This is a genomic window from Mycobacterium sp. AMU20-3851 (assembly GCF_043974665.1).
Classification (GTDB): domain Bacteria; phylum Actinomycetota; class Actinomycetes; order Mycobacteriales; family Mycobacteriaceae; genus Mycobacterium.
In genome coordinates, this window is sequence record NZ_CP146371.1 from 6,004,347 (window position 1) to 6,025,694 (window position 21,348).

Annotated in this window: 18 protein-coding genes; 13 read left to right on the forward strand and 5 right to left on the reverse strand. The window is 68.3% G+C overall.

What is annotated here, in order from left to right; all coding sequences use genetic code 11:
* Window positions 1-3: 3 nt before the first annotated feature.
* A complete protein-coding gene (locus tag V4U86_RS28890) occupies window positions 4-1,221 on the reverse strand; it encodes a CaiB/BaiF CoA transferase family protein (RefSeq protein WP_395309241.1) in 1,218 nt (405 codons plus the stop codon).
* Window positions 1,222-1,516: 295 nt separating this feature from the next.
* Here V4U86_RS28890 and V4U86_RS28895 point away from each other — a divergent pair, with 295 nt between their 5' ends.
* On the forward strand, window positions 1,517-2,866 hold the full coding sequence (locus V4U86_RS28895) for an MFS transporter (protein WP_395309242.1): 1,350 nt from the start codon (window positions 1,517-1,519) through the stop codon (window positions 2,864-2,866).
* 100 nt (window positions 2,867-2,966) lie between these two features.
* Entirely contained in the window at window positions 2,967-4,013 is a 1,047-nt protein-coding gene (locus V4U86_RS28900) for a LacI family DNA-binding transcriptional regulator (protein ID WP_395309243.1), read from the forward strand.
* Window positions 4,014-4,043: 30 nt separating this feature from the next.
* Here the strand turns inward: V4U86_RS28900 and V4U86_RS28905 are convergent, their stop codons facing one another.
* From V4U86_RS28905 to V4U86_RS28915, 3 genes are all read right to left on the reverse strand, one after another.
* Window positions 4,044-5,591, reverse strand: a complete 1,548-nt coding sequence (locus tag V4U86_RS28905) for a glycosyltransferase family 87 protein (RefSeq protein ID WP_395312255.1) — start codon at window positions 5,589-5,591, stop codon at window positions 4,044-4,046.
* 107 nt (window positions 5,592-5,698) lie between these two features.
* Complete coding sequence (locus V4U86_RS28910; RefSeq protein WP_395309244.1) at window positions 5,699-8,182, reverse strand: transglycosylase domain-containing protein; 2,484 nt, start codon at window positions 8,180-8,182, stop codon at window positions 5,699-5,701.
* Window positions 8,175-8,606, reverse strand: coding sequence for a DUF5318 family protein (locus V4U86_RS28915; RefSeq protein ID WP_395309245.1), 432 nt, complete (start codon window positions 8,604-8,606; stop codon window positions 8,175-8,177). Before V4U86_RS28915 ends, V4U86_RS28910 begins: the two co-directional genes overlap by 8 nt.
* Window positions 8,607-8,687: 81 nt before the next feature.
* On the opposite strand from V4U86_RS28915, the gene V4U86_RS28920 reads away from it, so the two are divergent.
* From V4U86_RS28920 to V4U86_RS28970, 11 genes are all read left to right on the forward strand, one after another.
* The gene (locus V4U86_RS28920; protein ID WP_395309246.1) at window positions 8,688-9,569 is read left to right on the forward strand and encodes a DUF1707 SHOCT-like domain-containing protein; all 882 of its coding nucleotides are present in this window, start codon (window positions 8,688-8,690) and stop codon (window positions 9,567-9,569) included.
* Between the two features lie 40 nt (window positions 9,570-9,609).
* Window positions 9,610-10,476: a DUF1707 SHOCT-like domain-containing protein gene (locus tag V4U86_RS28925; RefSeq protein WP_395309247.1), complete on the forward strand. Its 867-nt coding sequence runs from the start codon at window positions 9,610-9,612 to the stop codon at window positions 10,474-10,476.
* 94 nt (window positions 10,477-10,570) lie between these two features.
* Complete coding sequence (locus tag V4U86_RS28930) at window positions 10,571-11,119, forward strand: PadR family transcriptional regulator (RefSeq protein WP_395309248.1); 549 nt, start codon at window positions 10,571-10,573, stop codon at window positions 11,117-11,119.
* A gap of 39 nt (window positions 11,120-11,158) precedes the next feature.
* Window positions 11,159-12,253 carry an inositol-3-phosphate synthase gene (locus V4U86_RS28935; RefSeq protein WP_395309249.1) on the forward strand — a complete coding sequence of 365 codons (1,095 nt, stop codon included), beginning with the start codon at window positions 11,159-11,161 and terminating at the stop codon, window positions 12,251-12,253.
* An 87-nt stretch (window positions 12,254-12,340) separates the two neighbouring features.
* Window positions 12,341-13,264 carry an alpha/beta fold hydrolase gene (locus V4U86_RS28940; RefSeq protein ID WP_395309250.1) on the forward strand — a complete coding sequence of 308 codons (924 nt, stop codon included), beginning with the start codon at window positions 12,341-12,343 and terminating at the stop codon, window positions 13,262-13,264.
* A 91-nt stretch (window positions 13,265-13,355) separates the two neighbouring features.
* The gene (locus V4U86_RS28945) at window positions 13,356-15,356 is read left to right on the forward strand and encodes a PhoX family protein (protein ID WP_395309251.1); all 2,001 of its coding nucleotides are present in this window, start codon (window positions 13,356-13,358) and stop codon (window positions 15,354-15,356) included.
* Window positions 15,357-15,376: 20 nt separating this feature from the next.
* Window positions 15,377-16,180, forward strand: a complete 804-nt coding sequence (locus tag V4U86_RS28950; RefSeq protein WP_395309252.1) for an LLM class F420-dependent oxidoreductase — start codon at window positions 15,377-15,379, stop codon at window positions 16,178-16,180.
* 52 nt (window positions 16,181-16,232) lie between these two features.
* A complete protein-coding gene (locus V4U86_RS28955) occupies window positions 16,233-16,889 on the forward strand; it encodes a GntR family transcriptional regulator (RefSeq protein ID WP_395309253.1) in 657 nt (218 codons plus the stop codon).
* A gap of 40 nt (window positions 16,890-16,929) precedes the next feature.
* On the forward strand, window positions 16,930-18,693 hold the full coding sequence (locus V4U86_RS28960; protein ID WP_395309254.1) for an ABC transporter substrate-binding protein/permease: 1,764 nt from the start codon (window positions 16,930-16,932) through the stop codon (window positions 18,691-18,693).
* Complete coding sequence (locus V4U86_RS28965; RefSeq protein WP_395309255.1) at window positions 18,693-19,436, forward strand: amino acid ABC transporter ATP-binding protein; 744 nt, start codon at window positions 18,693-18,695, stop codon at window positions 19,434-19,436. Before V4U86_RS28960 ends, V4U86_RS28965 begins: the two co-directional genes overlap by 1 nt.
* A 51-nt stretch (window positions 19,437-19,487) precedes the next feature.
* Window positions 19,488-19,955: a MarR family winged helix-turn-helix transcriptional regulator gene (locus V4U86_RS28970; protein WP_395309256.1), complete on the forward strand. Its 468-nt coding sequence runs from the start codon at window positions 19,488-19,490 to the stop codon at window positions 19,953-19,955.
* A gap of 1 nt (window position 19,956) precedes the next feature.
* Here V4U86_RS28970 and ggh read toward each other — a convergent pair whose 3' ends face one another.
* Window positions 19,957-21,297 carry a glucosylglycerate hydrolase gene (ggh, locus tag V4U86_RS28975; RefSeq protein ID WP_395309257.1) on the reverse strand — a complete coding sequence of 447 codons (1,341 nt, stop codon included), beginning with the start codon at window positions 21,295-21,297 and terminating at the stop codon, window positions 19,957-19,959.
* Between the last annotated feature and the right edge of the window lie 51 nt (window positions 21,298-21,348).

Sequence of the window (21,348 nt, forward strand, 5' to 3'; positions counted from 1 at the left end):
TGTTCAGCGACTGGATGTTTCAGTTGTCAGAGTCTGATCGCGATGGACCAGCCCGGCCGATTCGAGGTGCTCGATCTCCTCGGCCGACAGTCCGAGTTCGCGCAGGATCTCGTCGGTGTGCTGCCCGTTGAGGGGCGCCGGGCGATAGACCTGCTGCGGCTGCCCGGACAGCCGAAAGGCGAACCCGGGTGTTGCGACGTCGCCCTCGGTCGGGTGGGTGTATTCGACGAAGGACCGGTTATGGCGGACCTGCGGGTCGGCGCGCATCTGCGGGTAGTCGTACACCGGCCCAACCCATACTCCGGCGGCGGACAGCACCGCAAGCCAGTGTGCCGCGGTATCGGTCAGCAGATGTTCAGCCACCAGTGCCGAGATGTCATCGCGGCAGGTGAAGCCGTCGCGCTCGGCGTCGAAGGCCAGGAAGCGCTCGTCGCCGAACACCTCGGCGAGAACCGGCATCTCCGAGTACGACACAGCGATGTGGCCGTCGGAAGTGGGGAACACACCGTATGGCGCCCGGATGTAGGCGTGTGCGTGGATCTGGTCACTGGGTGTCTGCGGCACATTGCCGACGGTGGCGATCGTCAGCTCCTGCATCTGGGCCGCGATGAGGGCATCCAGCATGTTGACCTGCACGTGCTGTCCGTCGCCGGTGCGCAGTCGCAGCAGATAGGCCGCCAGGGTTCCTTCGACCGCGGAGTACGCGCTGAACGCGTCGGCCAGGTAGAACGGCGCCGGCCGCGGCGACTCGCCGGCACGTTGGCCGCTGGCAAGCGCGCCGCTCATCGCCTGCAACAACAGATCCTGGCCCGGCCTGGTCGCGTACGGTCCGGTTTCGCCGTACCCGGACATGGAGACATAGATCAGGTCGGGTTTGATCGCGCGCAGCGTCTCGTAGTCCATACCGAGACGGTCGGCCACCCCCGGTCGGTAGTTCTGCAGGAAGATGTCGGCGGTGGCGACCAGTCGATGAACCACGGATCGGCCCTCGTCGCTCTTGAGGTCGACCGACAGCGATCGCTTGTTGCGGTTCAAGGACAGGAACGAGGCGTTGACGACGTTGCCGCGCGCTCCGCCGCCGGCCTTGTGCCGATGCCACTCCCCGGCCACCGGTTCGACCTTGATCACCTCGGCTCCGAGGTCCCCGAGCTTCTGCGCCGCGAACGGGCCTGCCATCGCGATGGACATGTCGATCACGCGGACGCCTTTCAGGACTTTCACGGACCTACCTTCCTCGGGCGCGTCGCAGCCTGCCGTATGTGACCGCGGTTACGTGGATGCCCGAGACGGTAGCGCTAACATCAGCCGCAACGCAACCGTCCTGCCGATGCCGGCGCCCGGCCGGCACGGGCACCGCCGCGCCAGGGCGCCTGCGCCGCAAGGGTTACTCCCGGTGAACTGCGCAGATCCGACGTGCGGGCAGGAGGCCTTGACCGATGTGAGCCAGCCCACTATCGTCCCGAACCGTCGCGCCGTGCGTTAGCGCTAACTTCCTGTCGCTTGAGAAAGTAGGGCCATGAATCAACGCCAGACCGCGAGAAAGCGGTGGGTCCCGGTGTCGGCGAGTGCCGCCGGAACCGTGATCGAGTGGTACGACTTCTTCCTGTACTCGTCGGCCGCCGTGCTGATCTTCAACAAGCAGTTCTTCGGAGACGTCAGCCCGACCGTCGGCACCATGATCGCCTTTGCGACATACGCGATCGGCTTCGTCGTGCGGCCACTCGGCGGTCTGGTCCTGGGCAATCTCGGCGACCGGATAGGCCGCAAACCCGTTCTGCTGCTTACGGTCACGATCATGGGCGTCAGCACAATCCTGATCGGACTGCTGCCGAATTTCGACGCCATCGGATACTGGGCTCCCGCCCTGCTGATACTGCTGCGCATGGTGCAGGGATTCGGCGCCGGCGCCGAATACGGTGGTGCGGTCGTCGTCGCGGGCGAGAGCGGACGCACCCGCAGAGGCTTCTTCACCTCGATCCCGGCCGCCGGCGTCGACGTCGCCATGATGCTGGCCACCGGGATGTTCGCGTTGTTCGCACTCCTGCCGGAAGCCGACTTCCAATCATGGGGTTGGCGGATCCCGTTCCTGTTCAGTGCGGTCGGGCTGTTCATCGCACTCTTCATCCGGGTGCGGATGGACGAGACCGAAGACTACAAGCGCATCGAGAAGAAGGTACGCAACCGCGACGAATCACCGATGCGGCTGTTGCTCACCAAACACCCGAAGATGGTGCTGATCGCCGCCGGCGTCAACTTCGGTGGTTCGCTGACCTACATCTTCCAGACGTTCGCGTTGTCCTATGCGATCAACACCCTCGGCTACCCGACGGTCGCATCACTGGTGGGCATCATGCTCAGTGGCCTCATCGGATCCATCGCCACCGTGTTGTGGGGCCGTCTCTCCGACCGCGTCGGGCGCCGGCCGGTGGTGATCGGCGGGGCGTCGTTCCTCATCGCGTTCGTCGTCCCGTTCTTCATGATCATCCACGTCGGAAACATCGGACTGCTGTACCTGGCGGTGATCGTCGCCCATATTGCCGACCGGGCGATCTTCGGAGTCCAGGCTTCCTTCTATGCCGAGTACTTCCCCGCCGCCGTACGGTTCTCGGGCATCGCCGCCGCCCGCGAGTCGACCTCCGCGCTCGTCGGTGGGCCGCTGCCGCTGATCGCCACCGCACTGGTGGCCGCGAGCGGGGGCAGCCCGTGGTTGGTGGCCGGCCTGGTCGCCATTCTGGCCGGGGTGTCGGCCTTCTCGATGTGGCGGGCGCCCGAGACGAACTTCGACATCAGTGGCTACGAAGCAGATCCGGTGCCGGCGGCCGACGGATCCGTCGTCGTCGAGGACGCGGGAGCCCGGGCCCAATGACGCGGTAGCCGCTACCGGTCGATGACCTCGGCCGCGGCCCCCGCCGATACGATCGGTCCGGCGTCATCGGAATGCCGACCGTTCGATCGAAGGGGGCCGAGTGGCTGAACCGACCCAACGTCGGACGCGCGGCGCCTCGTCGACCCGTTCGGTCACGATGTTGGATGTCGGGCAGGCGGCCGGCGTATCGGCCCAGACGGTGTCGCGGGCGCTGAGCAATCCGGACCGGGTATCGCAGGAAACCCGGCAACGGGTCCAGCGGGCGATCGAGGAAACCGGCTACGTCCCCAATCTCGCGGCCAGCCACCTCGCGTCCAACCGGAGCCGCTCCATCGCCGCAATCGTCCCGGTCATCTCCTCGTCGATCTTCTCCGACACCCTGCGTGCGGCGGCCGCCAGGCTCGGACCGGCCGGCTACCAGCTGACGGTCGGCTACACCGACTATCAAGAGGACCGGGAAGAAGAGCTGATCCGCGGCGCCATCTCCCGGCGTCCGGACGGTTTCTTCATCGTCGGCACCCTGCACACCGAGCAGACCACCCGATTGCTGCGTGCCTACGGCGCACCAGTGGTCGAGACCTGGGACTGGAACACCGAACCACTCGACACCCTGGTCGGGTTCTCCAACCGCGACGCCATGATCGACATGGTCCGGTACCTGGTCGACAAGGGCCACCGCACATTGACGTTCGCCGGCGTGATCCGTCGCGGCGACTCCCGGGCGATCAGGCGGTTGGAAGGTTTCAGCGCCGGGATGCGCGCCCTGCTCCCCGACGAACCGTTGCGCATCGTCGACCTGCCCGGCCGCGATGTCTCCATGGACACCGGGGTGGAATTGCTGGACACCGTGCTGGAACGCCACCCGGAAACGACGGCACTCGTCTTTCCCTCCGACGTCTTCGCGGCATCGGCCGTACTGGAGGCCCAGCGCCGCGGGGTGTCTGTCCCAGATCGATTGGCCATCACCGGTTTCGGTGATTTCGAGATGGCTCGCCATTTGATTCCGGCACTGACCACGGTGAGCGTGGACGTCGACGATATCGGCGCGCGGGCGGCCGACCTCCTGCTGGCCCGTATCCACGGCGACGACGTGCCCACACCCGCCGTCGATGTCGGTTACCGAATCGTCTCCCGCGGAACCGCCTAGCAAAACGGTTCGGCACCGTCGACGCTGCGCTCAGGGGGCGAAGGTGCGAGCGGGCCGCATCACGGGCGCGGTGTCAACGGCCGGGCGTAGCCACGCCGGCAGCCAGCCCGGCGGATTGTCGGGCGCCCGGTCGAACACGCCGCCGGCCGGATCGTCAACCGCGCCGCGGTGCCGGACCAGGTCCAGCTCGGGTCGCCGGATCTGCCGGATCACCAGCACGATCAGCGCCACCACCGCGATATCGCGCAGCAGCACGGTGGCGGTGAACCACTGCTCGGGCAGGCCGCGGTTCTGTTCGCCGTACAGATAGAGCATCCGCGGCACCCAGACCAGCGCGTCGGTCGTCATCCACGCCAACAGGATTCGCCGGTGCGGCAGCGCCAGCACGGCCAGCGGTATCAACCACAGCGAGAACTGGGGGCTCCACACCTTGTTGGTCAGCAGGAACGCCGCCACCACCAGGAACGCCAGCTGCGCGAGCCGCGGGCGTTGCGCCGCGGTGAGCGCCAGATAGCCGATCCCGGCACAGCACAGCGCGAACAGCACCGCGGTCACCGCGTTGGTGACCGTCGGCGGCTCCCAGAACCCCAGCCCGGGATCGAAGCCCCGCCATCCGGTGAAGGACTTCACCACGTTGTAGATGGAGTCCATATCGTCCCCGCGCCGGGCGTTGAGCCGGAAGAACTCCGACCAGCCGCGCGGAAACAGCACCAGGATCGGCAGATTCACCACCAGCCAGGCCGCTACCGCGGCCACCGCGGTACGGGCGAACTCACGCATCCGGCCGGTGCGCAGCGCCAGCACCAGCAGCGGGCCCAGCAGCAGCAACGGATAGAGCTTCAACGCCACCCCGACGCCGATCAGCACACCGGTGAGCACCGGTTTGCGTCGTGCCCAGGCCAACATGGCGCCGGTCGCGCAGGCGACGGCCAGCGCGTCGAAGTTGGTGAAGATCTGGAAGATCAACAGGGGCGAGGCGGCCACCAGCGCGGCGTCCCAGATCCGTCGGCCGGCCAGCAGCGCGGTGGCCCACACCGTGACCAGCCAGGCCAGCGCCAACCCGAACGCCGAGATGTTGAAGAACATCACCACCTCGGCCACCAGCGGCACCGAGGCCACCGTCGTCAGCGCCGAATACGTCTTGGCCAGCGACATCGACAGGTACTGGTAGATGCCGGTGAGCACCGGATACTCCATGTAGCGGACGGGTTCGCTGCCGTCCCACACCACATGCGGCTTGCCCTCGCCGTCCTTCTCGATCCAGCTCGACTTGTACGGGAACTTGCCCTGGTTCAGCAGTTCCGCGGTGTAGAGCGGGACGGTGTCGGAGTAGCACAGCGAGTAGTAGGCCCGCTGATTCTCCCAGTTGGCGACGCGCTGCGCCGCGGTGCCGGTATCGGTGGATTGCAGGCAGGCCGCCTTGGTGGAGTAGCCCAGCGCCAGGAAGACGACGCCGATCAACAACATCACCCGCAGCGGGGTCCAGAACCGGGACCGCCCGATCAGCGCATGCCGACCGACCGGACCGCCGACGGTCTGCGCGAGCGCGGCGCCGAGGGCGTCGTTGCGGCTGGGCATGTCGCGGCCGTCATCGCTGCGCCGGTCCTCGGCCGGCGGTGCCGGCGATACAGTCCCCGCGAGCGGTACCGGCGAGACGACCGCGGCCCCCTCCTGGCCCCCCGCTGTCACGGCGCCGGGATCGGCACACCCGGGGGCGGCACACCCACAGGCGGCGCACCCGGCGGCGGTGGCGGAAGCGGCGCACCCGGTGCGGGCGGCGGCACATTCGGGTCACCCGGCGGCGGGCCGACCGGGACCGTCGTCGGCGGGCCCCACGGGATCGTGATGCCGGGCGCGATCTCCAGGGTCGGCTGGATGACCGTCTCCGACGGTGGCGGCGGGACCTGGGTCTCCGGGGCCGCCGGCCGCGGGGCCGGGGCCGCCGGGGGACCCGCGTAGCCGCCGATCTCCTTGGGCTTGGGGAACGTCTCGTTGTCGGTGCCGTCGAGGGCACCGTCCATGGTGGCCTTCCAGATGTCCGACGGGAGCCCCGACCCGTACACCGGACCGCCCCACTGGTTGACCAGCGGCTTGTCGCCGCCGGTGGTGCCCACCCAGACCGCGGTCGACAGCGACGGGGTGTAGCCCACCATCCAGGCGTCCCGGTTGGCGCCGGTGTCACCGAGCTGGTTGGTACCGGTCTTGGCCGCGGACGGGCGCCCGCCGGCCAGCGCGTGACCGTTGGAGTAACCGGCGATCGGCTGCATCGCGGCGGTCACGTTGTCGGCGACGTCGGCCTCGATGCGTTGCTCACCCTCGTCGCCCCCGTCGGCGGCGTCGAAGAGCACGTTGCCCTCCGAGTCGACGACCTTCTGCACGAAGTGCGGCCGGTGATAGACACCCGAGTTGGCCAGCGTCGCGTACGCGGACGCCATGTCCAGCACCCGGCTCTGGTACTGCCCGAGCACGATGCCGTTGTTGGGCGGGCCGCCCTCACCGTCCTCGCTCAGGGTGTGCTCGACGCCGGGGAAGCTCTCGGCGATACCGGCCTGGTGGGCGGCGTCGGCGACGTCCTGCGGACCGTTCTCCAGCTTGAGCATCAGCCGGTAGTAGCTGGTGTTCAGCGACCGCTTGAGTGCCTCGGCGATGTTGCAGGTGCCGCAGCTGTTTCCCTCGACGTTGCCGATCTTGATGCCGTTGAGTTCCAGCGGGGAGCTGTCGATGTTGTAGCCCAACCCGATGCCCTGCTGCAGGGCCGCGACCAACGCGAACACCTTGAAGGAGGAGCCGGTCGGCAGGCCGGCCTGCGCGAAGTCGAACCCGTTGGCATCCGAGCCCCCGTAGTAGGCCTTCACCCCGCCGGTCTTCGGGTCGATCGACACCACCGCCGAGCGCATGTCGGGGTCCTGGCCGTCCAGCGTCTCGGCGACCGCCTCCTCGGCGGCCTGCTGTGCCTGCGGGTCGATCGTCGTGGTGATCTGCAGGCCCTCGGTGTTGAGCGTCTGCTCGGTGATGTCGAAGAGCTCCAGCAGTTCCCGGGTGACCTGACGTTCGATCAGGCCGTTGGGCCCGGTCGTCTGGTTCGCGGTGCTGGCGAAGTCCGGCGCCACCGTCGGCGGGAACACCTGTGCGGCCCGGTCGGCCGGCGGCAGCGCGCCGATCTCGACCATCCCGTCGAGCACCCAGTTCCACCGGTCGGCCGCGCCCTCCGGGTCCACGGCCGGGTCCAGGGTGGACGGCCGCTGGATGAGTGCTGCGAGCAGCGCCCCCTCGGCGACGTTGAGTTGTTCGACGGGCTTGTCGAAGTAGGCGCGGGAGGCCGCCGAGATGCCGTAGGCCCCGCGGCCGAAGTAGATGATGTTGAGGTAGGACTCCAGCACCTGGTCCTTGGACCACTCCCCCGACATCTTGGTGGAGATGACGAGTTCCTTGGCTTTTCGCACCAACCCGCCGACACCGGAGCGTTCGTCGCCGACCAGGGCGTTCTTGACGTACTGCTGGGTGATGGTCGACCCGCCCTGCAGTCCGCTGCCGCCACCGAACAGGTTGTTCAGGAACGCCCGCGCGAACCCGGTGAACGAGAAGCCCGGATTGTCGTAGAAGTCCCGGTCCTCGGCGGCCATCACCGCGTCGCGCACGTGCACCGGGATCTGGTCGATCTTCACGTCGACCCGGTTGCCCTCGGGCGGAATGATTTTCGCGAGTTCGCTGCCGTCGCTGGCCAGGATGGTCGACACCTGCGCGGTGCGGATGTCGCCGGGTTTGGGGACGTCGACGATCATGTACGCCATGCCGAAGGTGATCATCGGCAGTGCGACGAACAGCACCAGCGCGGCGTACAGGGCGCGGCGCACCCACTTCCACTCGAACTTCTTCGCCGCCGGCGGCCGACCGCTCGGCGGCGGCGCACCACCCGGACCACCCGGACGCCCCGGAGGCGGCGGCGGTGGCGGTGGCTTGCGCGGCGGCCCGCCGTCGAGGGCGGCCTTGACCACGTCGATCGGGTCACGCAGATGCGGCGCCACATCACCGCGCACCGGCGGGATCAGTGCGGTCTTGCGGTCGTCGGGCACTCCGCCCGGACCCGGCCGCCGGGACGGCGCAGCACCAGCGGCCCGCTCGTTACCGGCATTGCCCGCTGACCTGCTTTGGCGCCCTTCGCTATTCACTGGCCGTACGCGCGTCGGAGCGCGCCGATCGAGTGCCCTTCGCGCGCTGCGTCCCCTTCGGGCGCGGCGTGCCGAGCACGTACGACTTGACCAGATGATTCCAACTGCAAGTGCGGCATACCTCCACCACATGGACGGCGAATTCGTCGTATCGGGTCGCGAGCAGCACCAGCTCCTCGGCTGTGCGTGCCGAACCCGACACCGGACCGAGGTGCTCCCCGAAGACCCAGGACACCAGTGTCAGCTGTTCCTTACGGCAGATCGGGCACATCACCGAACTGGTCTTCCCGTGGTACTTCGCGGCGCGCAACAGATAGGGGTTCGCATCGCACACCTCGGAGACCCCGGTCCTGCCGGAGTACACCTCGGCCAGCAGGGACCGACGCCGCAAGGCGTAGTCCACCACCTGTCGCTGCAATCGCACGATCACCAGAGTACGTCGGTGCCCCAGCTACCGAGGCGCGACGGCAGCGCGTTGACCGCAGAACTTCTACCATCATTCGTCGTGGCAGCACGGCAGACAGCGCGAACACGGGCACGAGACTCCGACCGCGATGCCGCCTGCAAGGCGCTGGACACCGCGCACAGCGAAGGCCAGCTGACGATGGCCGAGCATCAGCGCCGGATCGACGCCGCGATCACGGCCACCACGCTCGACCAGCTGCGCGAACTCCTCGACGACCTGCAGATACCCGACCCGCTGCCGCCGCAGGAACCGCCGGCAGCGCGGTCCCGTCGGGGGCCAATCCTCGCGGCCGCAGGCGGTGCCGTCGTGGTGCTGGCCCTGATCGGCTGGGCGCTGTCCGACGGTGCCGACGGTGACCCCGAGTCCCCGGCGGCCGCGGTCCCCGCCGCCCCGGTGGCCCCGCCGGCCATCACCAAGGGGCCCGTGGTGCCCGTCGACGATGTGCCGCCCGCGGTGCTCAAGCTGCCCCGCGAGTTGAACACCGTGGCCGGAATGACGGCCATCATCGACGAGATCCGCAAACGCTTCGGCAGCACCATGGGCTACGAGCTGGCGCTCACCCCCGAACAGGCGTTCCTGGCGCTGCCCGACCCGGCGGACGACGGCGCCAAGCTGGTCTACACCTACCGCGGCGGCTGGGGAAACCCGTCGAGCCGGCCGCGCTCGGATTCCGATGAGCTCGCCGACCTCGCCGCCTTCGACGTGCCGGCCGCGGTGGCCGCCTGGGCCGCGGCGCCGGCCACCCTGCAGATCGCCCCCGGGGATGTCGAGGACACCTACTTCGACGTCGACCACATCGCCGGCCCACCCGGACCCGGCGGTCTGGAGATCCTGCTGCGGGTTTCCACGCGGTCGGGCACCGACGGTTACATCCATCTGGACCCGGCCGGTCAGATATTGCGGGTCGAGCAGCCGAGCTGACGCCCCGCGCCTGCGAACGGTTGGTTTTACGATCAGCGGCGTGGCGACACGGCAGACAGCGGGCACCCGGGCACGGGATGCCGACCGCGATGACACGTGCAAGGTCCTGGACAGCGCGCTGAGCGAGGGTCAGCTGTCCATGGAGGAACACCGGCAGCGGGTGGCCGCGGCGACCAGTGCGGCGACCCTCGGTGACCTACAGGCGCTGGTGTCGGATCTGCAGACCGCCAGTGCGCCGGTCAAGCTGCCGAACCTGGCACCCGAGCGCGGCCCGATACAGCTCGGCCCCGGCGCGGGCTGGGGGCTGCGCATCGCCACGGCGGTGGTCCTGGTCCTGCTCGGCATCGCCATCGGCTGGGGCCTGTACGGCAACACCTCCTCGCCGCTGAGCTTCCAGACCGATCCGGGCGCCAAGGCGGACGGCATCCCGGCGACGGTGCTGACGCCGCCGCGGCAGCTGCAGTCGCTCGGCGGGCTGACCGGGCTGTTCCAGCAGATGAAGGAGAAGTTCGGTGACACCTCGGGCTACGACCTGACGATCTTCGACGACTACGCGTCCCTGGAACGCCCCGACCCGAGCGAGCCCCGCCGGGTGTTGCGGTACAGCTACCGCGGTGGCTGGGACGACCCGTCGGAGACCAGTGTCGGCAGTGACGCCCGGGTCGTCGACCTGGCCGCCTTCGATGTGCCCACCTTCGTCGGCCTCATCCGCGGGGCGCCCGAGACGCTCGGCATCGACCCGGCCGAGGTGAAGCAGATCCACGTGAGTGTGGGACCGAACTCCGACGTCACGGCGCCGCCGGAGAGCATCGAGATCAGCGTCTACGTCACGCCCGAGTTCGGCAACAGCGGGTACATCGAGTTCAACGGCGATGCGTCGGTGAAGCGGATCAACTACCCGAGCTGACGCCCGATGTAGCGGGATATATATCGGCGCGATACAGTTGCGCGAGGTGTCGGCCCGTCGTAGCGGCCGACAACGGGGTGGGGGAGGTGACTCGATGCTGGAACTTGCCATTCTGGGACTTCTGCTGGAGTCGCCGATGCACGGCTACGAACTTCGTAAGCGGCTGACCGGCCTGCTGGGTGCTTTTCGCGCCTTCTCCTACGGCTCCCTCTATCCGGCGCTGCGCCGCATGCAAGCCGACGGCCTCATCGTGGAGGACGCCGCGCCGGACGGAACCCCCAAGATGCGCCGCGCCCGGCGCGTCTACCAACTCAGCGATGCGGGCAAGGCCCGGTTCGCCGAACTGGTGGCCGACACCGGACCGCAGAACTACACCGACGACGGCTTCGGCGTGCATCTGGCGTTCTTCAACCGCACACCCGCCGAGGCCAGGATGCGCATCCTGGAAGGCCGTCGCCGCCAGGTGGAGGAACGCCGCGAGGGCCTGCGGGAAGCGATCGCGCGGGCCAGCACGTCTCTGGACCGCTACACCAAGCAGCTCCATCAGCTCGGCTTGGAGTCCAGCGAGCGCGAAGTCAAATGGCTCAACGAACTGATCGCGGCCGAACGCGTCGCGCAGGGCAACCCGGAAGCACAGCCGTGAACACCACACCGACCATCGAGGATCCGAAGGAGAATGACCATGTCCAAGCCTGAGTCCACCGAGGTCAGGGTCGCGATTGTCGGAGTCGGCAACTGCGCATCCTCCTTGGTCCAGGGTGTGCAGTACTACCGCGACGCGGACGAGAACGCCAGCGTCCCCGGCCTGATGCACGTGAAGTTCGGCCCGTACCACGTCCGCGACGTCAAGTTCGTCGCCGCGTTCGACGTGGACGCCAAGAAGGTCGGCTTCGACCTGTCCGAGGCGATCGGCGCCTCCGAGAACAACACCATCAAGATTGCCGACGTGCCGCCGACGGACGTCATCGTGCAGCGCGGCCCGACCCTGGACGGCATCGGCAAGTACTACTCGGAGACCATCGAGGTCTCCGACGCCGACCCGGTGGACGTGGTCAAGGCCCTCAAGGACGCCGAGGTCGACGTGCTGGTGTCCTACCTGCCCGTCGGTTCGGACGAGGCCGACAAGTTCTACGCCCAGTGCGCCATCGACGCCAAGGTCGCGTTCGTCAACGCGCTGCCGGTGTTCATCGCCTCGGACCCGGTGTGGGCCAAGAAGTTCACCGACGCCGGTGTGCCGATCGTCGGCGACGACATCAAGAGCCAGGTGGGCGCCACCATCACCCACCGCGTGATGGCCAAGCTGTTCGAGGACCGCGGTGTCACGCTGGACCGCACCTACCAGCTCAACGTCGGCGGCAACATGGACTTCAAGAACATGCTGGAGCGCGAGCGCCTGGAGTCCAAGAAGGTCTCCAAGACCCAGGCCGTCACCAGCAACCTGACCGGCTCGCTGGCCGACAAGGTCTACGACAAGAACGTGCACATCGGCCCGTCGGACTACGTGGCCTGGCTGGACGACCGCAAGTGGGCCTACGTCCGCCTGGAGGGCCGCGCCTTCGGTGACGTGCCGCTGAACCTGGAGTACAAGCTCGAGGTGTGGGACTCCCCCAACTCGGCAGGCATCATCATCGACGCCGTGCGCGCCGCCAAGATCGCCAAGGACCGCGGCCTGGGCGGCCCGATCCTGCCGGCCTCGGCCTACCTGATGAAGAGCCCGCCGGAGCAGCTCGCCGACGACGTCGCGCGCACCCAGCTGGAAGCGTTCATCCAGGGCTAGATTTCCGCTGACTCTGCGCTCAGGGCGTGCGTATCTCGCACTTTCGGACCCTGAGCGCAGAGTCAGCTGCGTTGTAGGGTCCACACCGTGGCCTTTTCAGACGATGAACTGCTCGACCTCGACGAATTCGCGTTGCTCCAGGAGAACGCCGAACAGCTCGGGCTGACCGGGCCGTTGCCGACCGCGCGGCGCCTGGACCTCGGCCCGATCAGCGCCATCAAGTGGGGCGATGCCGATCCCGAGGTGGTGTTCCTGCACGGCGGCGGGCAGAACGCGCACACCTGGGACACCGTCATCCTCGGGCTGGGCCTGCCGGCGCTGGCCATCGACCTGCCCGGGCACGGCCGCTCGGCGTGGCGCGAGGACGGCGACTACGGCCCGAAGCTCCACGCCGAAACCGTCAAACCGGTACTGCGCGAGCTCGCCCCCAACGCCCGGCTGGTGGTCGGCATGTCACTCGGCGGCCTCACCGCGCTGCGGGTGGCCGCAACCGAACCGGCACTGGTCCCCGAACTCGTACTGGTCGACGTCACCCCGTCGGCGCCGGAACGGCACGAGCAGATGTCGAAGGCGCAGCTGGGTGCGGTCGCCCTGGTGCAGGGTGAGCGCACCTTCCCGACGTTTGCGGCCATGCTCGAGGTGACGGTGGCCGCCGCCCCGCACCGGGACCGTAACTCGTTGCGGCGCGGGGTGTTCCACAATGCCAAGAGGCTGGAGGACGGCACCTGGACCTGGCGCTACGACTCGATGCGCAAGGGCGTCACCGATAAGAGCGCCGGCATGCCGGAGTCCTTCCTGGGCCTCTGGGACGACGTCGCCCAGATAACGATGCCGACCACCCTGGTCCGCGGTGCGAACTCCTACTTCGTCAACGACGAGGACGCCGCGGCCTTCGCCGAAGGGGCCCCCGGGTTCCGCACCACCCACATCGTCGAGGGCGCAGGGCATTCGGTGCAGGGCGATCAACCCGGCAAGCTCGTCGAGATCCTGGCCGGCATCGTCTCGCGCTGAGCACCCCGACAGTCAGGGGAAATCTCGGTCGTCGACTGCCGTTCACCTGCTGCTTGCCTGCTGCTCGTCCAGCCCCCGTAGCTTTCGCCGCATGACGCTCGCACCGTTGAATCTGTTTGTCGCCCATCGGGGCCGGTCATCGCGGCAACACATCACCTGCCGCAACCGCTGTGGCGACGCCTGCGCCAAGCCGGCGCCGAACTCCAGCGACAACGAGTACTTCGGTGACATCGTCGCGTCGATGTCCCGTCGGTCGGCGTTGCGCATGGGCGGGGTCGCCGTGCTCGCAGTCGGTGCGGGTTCGGCGTTGGCCGCCTGCGGAACCGACGAAAAGCCCTCCCCCACCGAGACTTCCGTCTCGCCCGCCGCCGCTGCCGAAACCCCGGCCGGGATGCGCTTCGACAGCGTCGCCGTCAACACCGAGGACGCGGTGGTCATCCCGGACGGCTACCAGCAGCGCGTGGTGATCGGCTGGGGTGACCCGGTACTCCCCGGCGCACCGGTGTTCGACGTCGCCAGACAGACCGGCGCCGCCCAGCGGCAGCAGTTCGGGTTCAACAACGATTTCGCCGCGCTGCTGCCCGTCACCGGCGCGCCGGGCCGCTTCCTGCTCGTGGTCAACCACGAATACAACAGCCCGCAGTTCATGTTTCCCGGCTACGACCCCGACGCCCCCACCCGGGAGCAGTTCGACGTGGAGATCGCCGCACTGGGGCTGTCGGTCGTCGAGGTGGAACGCAGCCCACAGGGCGGCCTGCGGCCCGTGCCCGGGCGCTACAACCGTCGCATCACCGCCGACACCCCGTTCGTCCTGGACGGCCCGGCCGCCGGTGCGGACACCGTCAAGACCGCCGCCGACCCCACCGGGCGGGCCGTGCTGGGCACCTTCGCCAACTGCGCAGGCGGTGTAACACCCTGGGGCACCGTTCTTTCCGGTGAGGAGAACTTCCACTCCTACTTCGGCGCGGCAGAGGGCATCGAGCTGTCCCACCCGGACGCGGCCAAACGCTACGGCCTGGTGGCCGAAGCCTCCGAGCACAAATGGGAGTCCTTCGACCCGCGCTTCGACCTCGGTGCCACCCCCAATGAGGTGAACCGGTTCGGCTATGTCATCGAGCTCGACCCGTGGAATCCGGCCTCGGTACCGGTGAAGCACTCCGCCCTGGGCCGGTTCAAGCACGAGGGCGCCAACGTCCACGTCACCGACGACGGCACCGTCGTGGTCTACACCGGCGACGACGAGCGCTTCGACTACATGTACAAGTTCGTCTCGGACAAGAAGATCCAACCGGGCGACACGGCGCACAACATGACGCTGCTGTCCGAGGGCACGCTGTACGTGGCGCGACTCTCCGACGACGGCAGCGGAACCTGGATCCCACTGCTGCACTCCGGGCCCGGCGGCGCGGCCGAGTCGCGGGTCGAGGGCATGAGCGCGCAGGACGTCGCCGTGTTCACCCGGCTGGCCGCCGACCGGGCCGGTGCCACCAAGATGGACCGACCCGAGGATTTCGAGGCGAACCCGAAGACCGGCAAGGTCTACGTCGCGCTGACCAACAACGACAAGCGCGGTACCGAGGGCAAGCCCGGACCTGACGGGGCCAACCCGCGCAGCGAGAACAAGAACGGACAGGTCCTGGAGATCACCGATGACCACGCGGGCACCGCGTTCACCTGGGACCTGTTGCTGGTGTGCGGGGACCCGGCCGCGGCCGACACCTACTACGGCGGCTTCGACAAGTCCAAGGTCAGCCCGATCTCGTGCCCGGACAACCTGGCCTTCGACAGCCACGGCAATCTGTGGATCTCCACCGACGGAAACGCGTTGGAGGGCAACGACGGACTGTTCGCGGTGGCCCTGGACGGGCCCAACCGCGGTGAGACCAAACAGTTCCTCACCGTGCCGATCGGCGCCGAGACCTGCGGGCCGGTGATCACCGACGACCTGATCACCGTCAGCGTTCAGCACCCGGGCGAGGGCGACGAGAACAGCCTGGACGACCCGCTTTCCCACTGGCCGGACGGGGGCAGCGCCCCGGCCCGGCCCGCGGTGGTGGCGGTCTGGCGCGACAGCGGCAACATCGGCGTGTGAATCGGGGTAGTAGTGGAACCATGACAACCTCCGCGCGCCCCATCCGCATCGCCGTCCAACTGCAGCCCCAGCACTCCCCCACCTACGGTCACATCCGCGATGCGGTGCGCCGGGCCGAGGACGTCGGCGTCGACGTCGCCTTCAACTGGGACCACTTCTTCCCGCTGTACGGCGACCCGGACGGCGCGCACTACGAGTGCTGGACGATGCTGGCCGCCTGGGCCGAGCAGACCTCACGGCTGGAGATCGGCGCCCTGGTCAGCTGCAACTCCTACCGCAACCCCGAACTGCTCGCCGACATGGCCCGAACCGTGGACAACATCTCCGACGGACGGCTCATCCTGGGTATCGGATCCGGTTGGAAGCAAAAGGATTACGACGAGTACGGCTACGACTTCGGCACGGCCGGCAGCCGGCTCGACGACCTCGCGGCGGCACTGCCACGCATCAGCGCGCGGCTGGGAAAGCTCAATCCCGCTCCGTTACGCGAGATCCCGATCCTCATCGGCGGGCAGGGCGAGCGTAAGACGCTGCGGCTGGTCGCCGAGCACGCCCACATCTGGCACGGTTTCACCGACGGCGAGACCTACCCGGACAAGGCCGCGGTGCTCGACCGGCACTGCGCCGACGTCGGCCGCGATCCCGCGGCCATCGAACGCTCCTCGGGTGTCCCGGAGAAGAGCGTCGAGGCCGCGCTGGCCGGCGCGCAGACACTCGTCGACCTCGGTGTGACGCTGCTTACGGTCGGCGTCAACGGTCCCGACTACGACCTGAGTATCGCCGAGGCGCTGGTGAAATGGCGCGACGACCGGGCCGCCGGCTGAGCGTGAAGGGAGCGGCCCACGCAGCGTTTCTGCGTGAGACACTGCACCCGCTATGCCCAAGAAGTACGGGGTCAAAGAAAAGGACCTGGTAGTCAGCTATGTGGTGAACGCCATCCTGAGCGGGAAGCTGCGCTCGGGGGATCGATTGGACCGCAACGAGATCGCCACGGATCTGGGAATCAGCAGGGTTCCCATCCAGGAAGCCGTGGTGCAACTGGAACACGACGGTATCGTCGCGACCCGGTATCACCGCGGTGCCTTCGTCCAGCGCTTCGACGCCGAGGTGCTGCGCGAACACCACGAGCTCTACGGCGTTCTCAACGGCATCGCCGCGGCCCGCGCCGCGACCGATGGCCGGCCCGAGCTGCACACCACACTGCGGGCATTGACCACCAACCTGCATAACAGCCGTGATCCCCGGGCCTTCCACGAAACCGCGCAGCAGTATCGGCAGACCGTCACCGCAGCACACACCGGCCCGCGGCTGCAGGCCGCCATCGCCGCGGCGCACACGTTCATCCCGCCCGCCTTCTGGGCCGCCCACCTGGACGCACCGGACGAGCTGCTCGACCATTACCGGGCACAGACCGCGGCCATCACCGACCGGGACCCCGGTGCGGCGCGCGCGGCCTGCGTCGCCGCCTCGGAGGTGCTGGGCACCGTCATGCTGACCGAACTGGTGCGCCGTGGAGTACTCGAAATGAGTTGAAGGCTCCGACCGCACCACCACAGCGACTAGCTTTTCTGTCATGACCCCGTTGCTTCGCCGGACCGTGCACCCGCTGCTGGCGGTACTGCTCGCCCTCCTGGCCTGCTCGATCGGGCTGGCCGCACCGGCCGCCGCGGATCAGTGCGCCCCGCCCGGTATCGACAGTGCCAGCGCGCTGCCCACCAACCTGGCCGCCGCCGCTCAGGGCCCCGGAGCCGACAAATACACCACCCCCGACGTGAGACCCCTGGACAGCATCGACACCGCCGCGTTGCGGCTGGCCACCCCGGGCGTGCTCACCGTCGGCACGCTGTCCGACGCCCCGCCGAGCATCTGCATCAACGCCGCGAGCCAGTTCACCGGCTTCGACAACGAGGTGCTGCGGGCCATCGCCGACAAACTGGGCCTGCGGATCAACTTCGTCGGCACGGACTTCTCCGGGCTGCTGGCCCAGGTCGCCTCCGGCCGTTTCGACGTCGGATCGTCCTCGATCACCACCACCGATGCCCGGCGCCAGACCGTCGGCTTCACCAACGGCTACGACTTCGGCTACTTCTCGCTGGTGGTGCCGACCGGCTCGCCGATCACCAGCTTCTCCGAACTGGCTGCGGGCCAGCGGATCGGTGTCGTCCAGGGCACCGTCCAGGAGGCCTATGTCGTCGACACCCTCGGCCTGGATCCGGTGAAATTCCCGGATTACAACACCGTGTACGGCAGCCTCAAGACCCGCCAGATCGACGCCTGGGTGGCCCCCTCACAACAGGCCGTCGGCACGGTGCAGCCGGGTGACCCGGCCGAGATCATCGAAAACACGTTCAGCTTGGACAATTTCGTGGCGTACGCCGTCGCCAAGGAGAACCAGCCGCTGATCGACGCGCTCAACTCCGGGCTGGACGCGGTGATCGCCGACGGCACCTGGTCCAAGCTCTACACCGACTGGGTGCCCCGCGCGCTGCCCCCGGGCTGGAAGCCCGGTTCCAAAGCCGCACCCACACCGGAACTTCCGGATTTCGCGGCGATCGCCGCGGAGCGGCCGCAGGCCACCGCACCGGGCGCGCCGGCCGCACCGAAATCGGTACTCGGCCAACTCGCCGATTCCTTCCTGGACTGGGACCTGTACCGCCAGGCCATTCCGGACCTGTTCAAGACCGGCCTGCCCAACACGCTGATCCTCACCGCCGGTGCCGCGGTCATCGGCGTGGTGCTGGGCCTGGTACTGGCGGTCGCCGGGATCTCCCGGTCCCGGCTGCTGCGCTGGCCCGCGCGGGTCTACACCGACGTGTTCCGCGGTCTGCCGGAGGTGGTGATCATCCTGCTGATCGGGTTGGGTATCGGTCCGATCGTGGGCGGCATCACCGGCAACAATCCGTACCCGCTCGGCATCGCCGCCCTGGGCCTGATGTCGGCGGCCTACGTCGGGGAGATCTTCCGGTCCGGCATCCAGAGTGTGGAGACCGGGCAGATGGAGGCCTCCCGCGCGCTGGGCTTCAGCTACTCGTCCTCGATGCAGCTGGTGATCATCCCGCAGGGCATCCGCCGGGTGCTGCCCGCGCTGGTCAACCAGTTCATCTCGCTGCTGAAAGCGTCCTCGCTGGTCTATTTCCTCGGCCTGGTCGCCAACCAGCGTGAACTCTTCCAGGTCGGGCGCGACCTGAACGCCCAGACCGGAAACCTGTCCCCGCTGGTCGCCGCCGGGCTGTTCTACCTGATCCTGACCATTCCGCTCACCCACCTGGTCAACGTCATCGACGCCCGGCTGCGCACCGGTAAACAGCCCGCCCCCATCCAAGAGGAGATGATCTGATGGCGACCCCGGAGTTGGCGGCAGTTTCGCTGGGTGCCAAGGACATTCATCTCTCCTTCGGCGGCAACGCGGTGTTGCGCGGCGTCGACCTCGACGTTCCCGCCGGCACCACCACCGCGGTCATCGGCCCGTCCGGATCGGGCAAGTCCACCCTGCTGCGCACCCTGAACCGGCTCTACGAACCCGACAAGGGCGACATCCTGCTGGACGGCCGATCGGTACTCGGGGACAACCCCGATCAGCTCCGGCAACGCATCGGGATGGTGTTCCAGCAGTTCAACCTGTTCCCGCACCGCACTGTGCTGGACAACGTGACACTCGCACCCCGCAAGCTCAAGGGGATGTCCGCCGAGGCCGCACGCGAACTCGGCCTCGCGCAACTGGACCGGGTCGGGCTGCGGCACAAGGCCGATGTCCGGCCGGCCACGTTGTCCGGCGGGCAGCAGCAGCGGGTGGCGATCGCCCGGGCACTGGCCATGGCGCCGCAGGTGATGTTCTTCGACGAGGCCACCTCGGCGCTGGATCCCGAGCTGGTCAAGGGCATCCTGGAACTGATCGCCGACCTCGGGTCGACCGGGATGACGATGGTGGTGGTGACCCACGAGATGGGGTTCGCCCAGTCCGCCGCCGACGCCGTCGTCTTCATGGACCACGGCAAGGTCGTCGAGTCCGGCCCGCCGGAGCAGATCTTCTCCAGTGCCGAGACCGAGCGGCTGCAGCGGTTCCTGGACCAGGTGATCTGATCTTGCGCGGGTTCCTGCCTGACCGGACCCGACAGGTTAGACTGGCGAATTATGGTCGAGACCGATCCGCAGGCCGGCGAACTGGCGGGAGAGCTGCAACGTGTGCTCTCCAAACTGTTTTCGGTACTTCGACGTGGTGACACCAACCGCGGCGCCAGCAACACCGGCGCCGGGGACCTCACGCTGGCTCAGCTCTCGATCCTGCTGACCCTGCTGGAATGTGGTCCGATCCGGATGACCGACCTGGCCGCCCACGAGCGGGTCCGCACACCCACCACCACCGTGGCCATCCGGCGCCTGGAGAAACTCGGTCTGGTCAAGCGCTCCCGCGACCCGTCGGACCTGCGTGCCGTGCTGGTCGAGGTGACCCCGCGCGGTCTGGTGCAGCACCGCGAGGCGCTGGAGACCCGGCGTGCCTTCCTGGCCAACATGCTGGCCGGTCTCAGCGCCGAGGACCAGGCCACCCTGGCGTCGGCCCTGGGTTCCCTGGATCGCCTGGCCGATCAAGCCCAGTCCTGATTCAGCCCAACCAGTCCAGCACCGCCGCGGCGGTCCACGACTGCTGCATGCTGCCCAGCGGTTCCCCGGTGAACGGCTCGTAGTACTCGGCGAAGGTGCCGTCGCTGGCCTGGCGCAATCCCTCCTGACGCAACGCCAGCGACCGCTCGGACCAGCCGCGCCGGGCGAAGCACCAGGAGAACAGCCACGTCGTCACCGGCCAGACCGGCCCGCGCCAGTACTCGCGGGGGCGGAAGTCGCGCGACACCGGCGACGTGGTCGGGATCAACGCGTAGCGCAGATCGGGGTGACTGCAGAAGCGCGGGCCCTCCAGCAGCTTGAGCAGCGCCCGTTCCTTGTCGTGGGACAGGCCGCCGCACAACAGCGGGGCGAACTGCGCAACCGTCTCGGTCGGCACCCAGCGGTCCGCGCGGACATCGAAATCCCTTGCTGCTCCGGTCCGTTCATCGGTGGCGTCGATGACACCGGCCCGGAACCGATCGGCCCACCCGTACAGGTCGCGGACATCGGCCGGTGAGCGCTTGTAGTCCTCGCCGATCTCGGCCAGCACGGTGCAGGCCACCGAGAAGATCGCCGAGACGAACACGTCCTCCACCGCGAAACTCATGCTCTTGGCGAGCAGTTCGTCGTCGTAGCGGGCGGTCTTCATCTCCTCCAGCAGCCACAGGTAACGGTCGTACTCCAGATCCGAGGGCCGCTGAGTGGCATCGGTGTTGATCTTGTTGTCCTCGCGCTGATACTCCGGGACGTTGCCGGGGACCACGTTCGCGTAGGCGCTGTCCCAGCGCGGCGAGTTGTCCATCCCGGACTCCCAGCCGTGGTACAGCGTGACACGGCCGCGCCCGCGCAGGTCGCGGCACTCGGCCAGCCAGCGGTGCCACCGCACCAGATCGTCCCAGCGGCGGTCCAGGAAGGCCTCGGCGACCGCGCGGGTGGAGCGGCCGCGGGTCTTCGCCCGGTCCAGGATGCGCTGCACGGCGATGGCGTGCACCGGCGGCTGGGTGATGCCCGAGGTGTGCCGGGTCCGCGGCGCATGCTCGGCCAGCGCCGAGGTGGCCCAGCGCGCCGGGCCCGGGAAGTATCCGTCCACCCCGTTGGCGAACACGATGTGCGGAATCATCCCGTTGCCCCACTGGGCCGACAACAGGGTGTCGAGTTCGACGACGGCGCGTTCCACGCTGAGCGGGGCCAGGCCGATGGCCACGAACGCCGCGTCCCAGCTCCACATGTGCGGGTACAACAGGGGCGCGGCGGTGGTCATCACGCCCAGGTCGTTACCGCGCAGCAGGTACGCCGCGCGCGCTGCGAGCTGGGTGGGAGCGAAGCTTGGGTCCGGTGGCATCGCATCAATAATGCGATGCCGGGGCCCGGCGTGCAGGGTCGGTAGGGTTTT

What these genes read in the sequence shown, in the direction of transcription:
- V4U86_RS28895 (WP_395309242.1), top strand. Translation starts at nt 1,517, where the DNA reads ATGAATCAACGCCAGACCGCGAGAAAGCGGTGGGTCCCGGTGTCGGCG.
- V4U86_RS28905 (WP_395312255.1), bottom strand. Translation starts at nt 5,591, where the DNA reads ATGCCCAGCCGCAACGACGCCCTCGGCGCCGCGCTCGCGCAGACCGTC.
- V4U86_RS28930 (WP_395309248.1), top strand. Translation starts at nt 10,571, where the DNA reads ATGCTGGAACTTGCCATTCTGGGACTTCTGCTGGAGTCGCCGATGCAC.
- V4U86_RS28935 (WP_395309249.1), top strand. Translation starts at nt 11,159, where the DNA reads ATGTCCAAGCCTGAGTCCACCGAGGTCAGGGTCGCGATTGTCGGAGTC.
- V4U86_RS28945 (WP_395309251.1), top strand. Translation starts at nt 13,356, where the DNA reads ATGACGCTCGCACCGTTGAATCTGTTTGTCGCCCATCGGGGCCGGTCA.
- V4U86_RS28950 (WP_395309252.1), top strand. Translation starts at nt 15,377, where the DNA reads ATGACAACCTCCGCGCGCCCCATCCGCATCGCCGTCCAACTGCAGCCC.
- V4U86_RS28955 (WP_395309253.1), top strand. Translation starts at nt 16,233, where the DNA reads ATGCCCAAGAAGTACGGGGTCAAAGAAAAGGACCTGGTAGTCAGCTAT.
- V4U86_RS28960 (WP_395309254.1), top strand. Translation starts at nt 16,930, where the DNA reads ATGACCCCGTTGCTTCGCCGGACCGTGCACCCGCTGCTGGCGGTACTG.
- V4U86_RS28965 (WP_395309255.1), top strand. Translation starts at nt 18,693, where the DNA reads ATGGCGACCCCGGAGTTGGCGGCAGTTTCGCTGGGTGCCAAGGACATT.
- V4U86_RS28970 (WP_395309256.1), top strand. Translation starts at nt 19,488, where the DNA reads ATGGTCGAGACCGATCCGCAGGCCGGCGAACTGGCGGGAGAGCTGCAA.
- ggh (WP_395309257.1), bottom strand. Translation starts at nt 21,297, where the DNA reads ATGCCACCGGACCCAAGCTTCGCTCCCACCCAGCTCGCAGCGCGCGCG.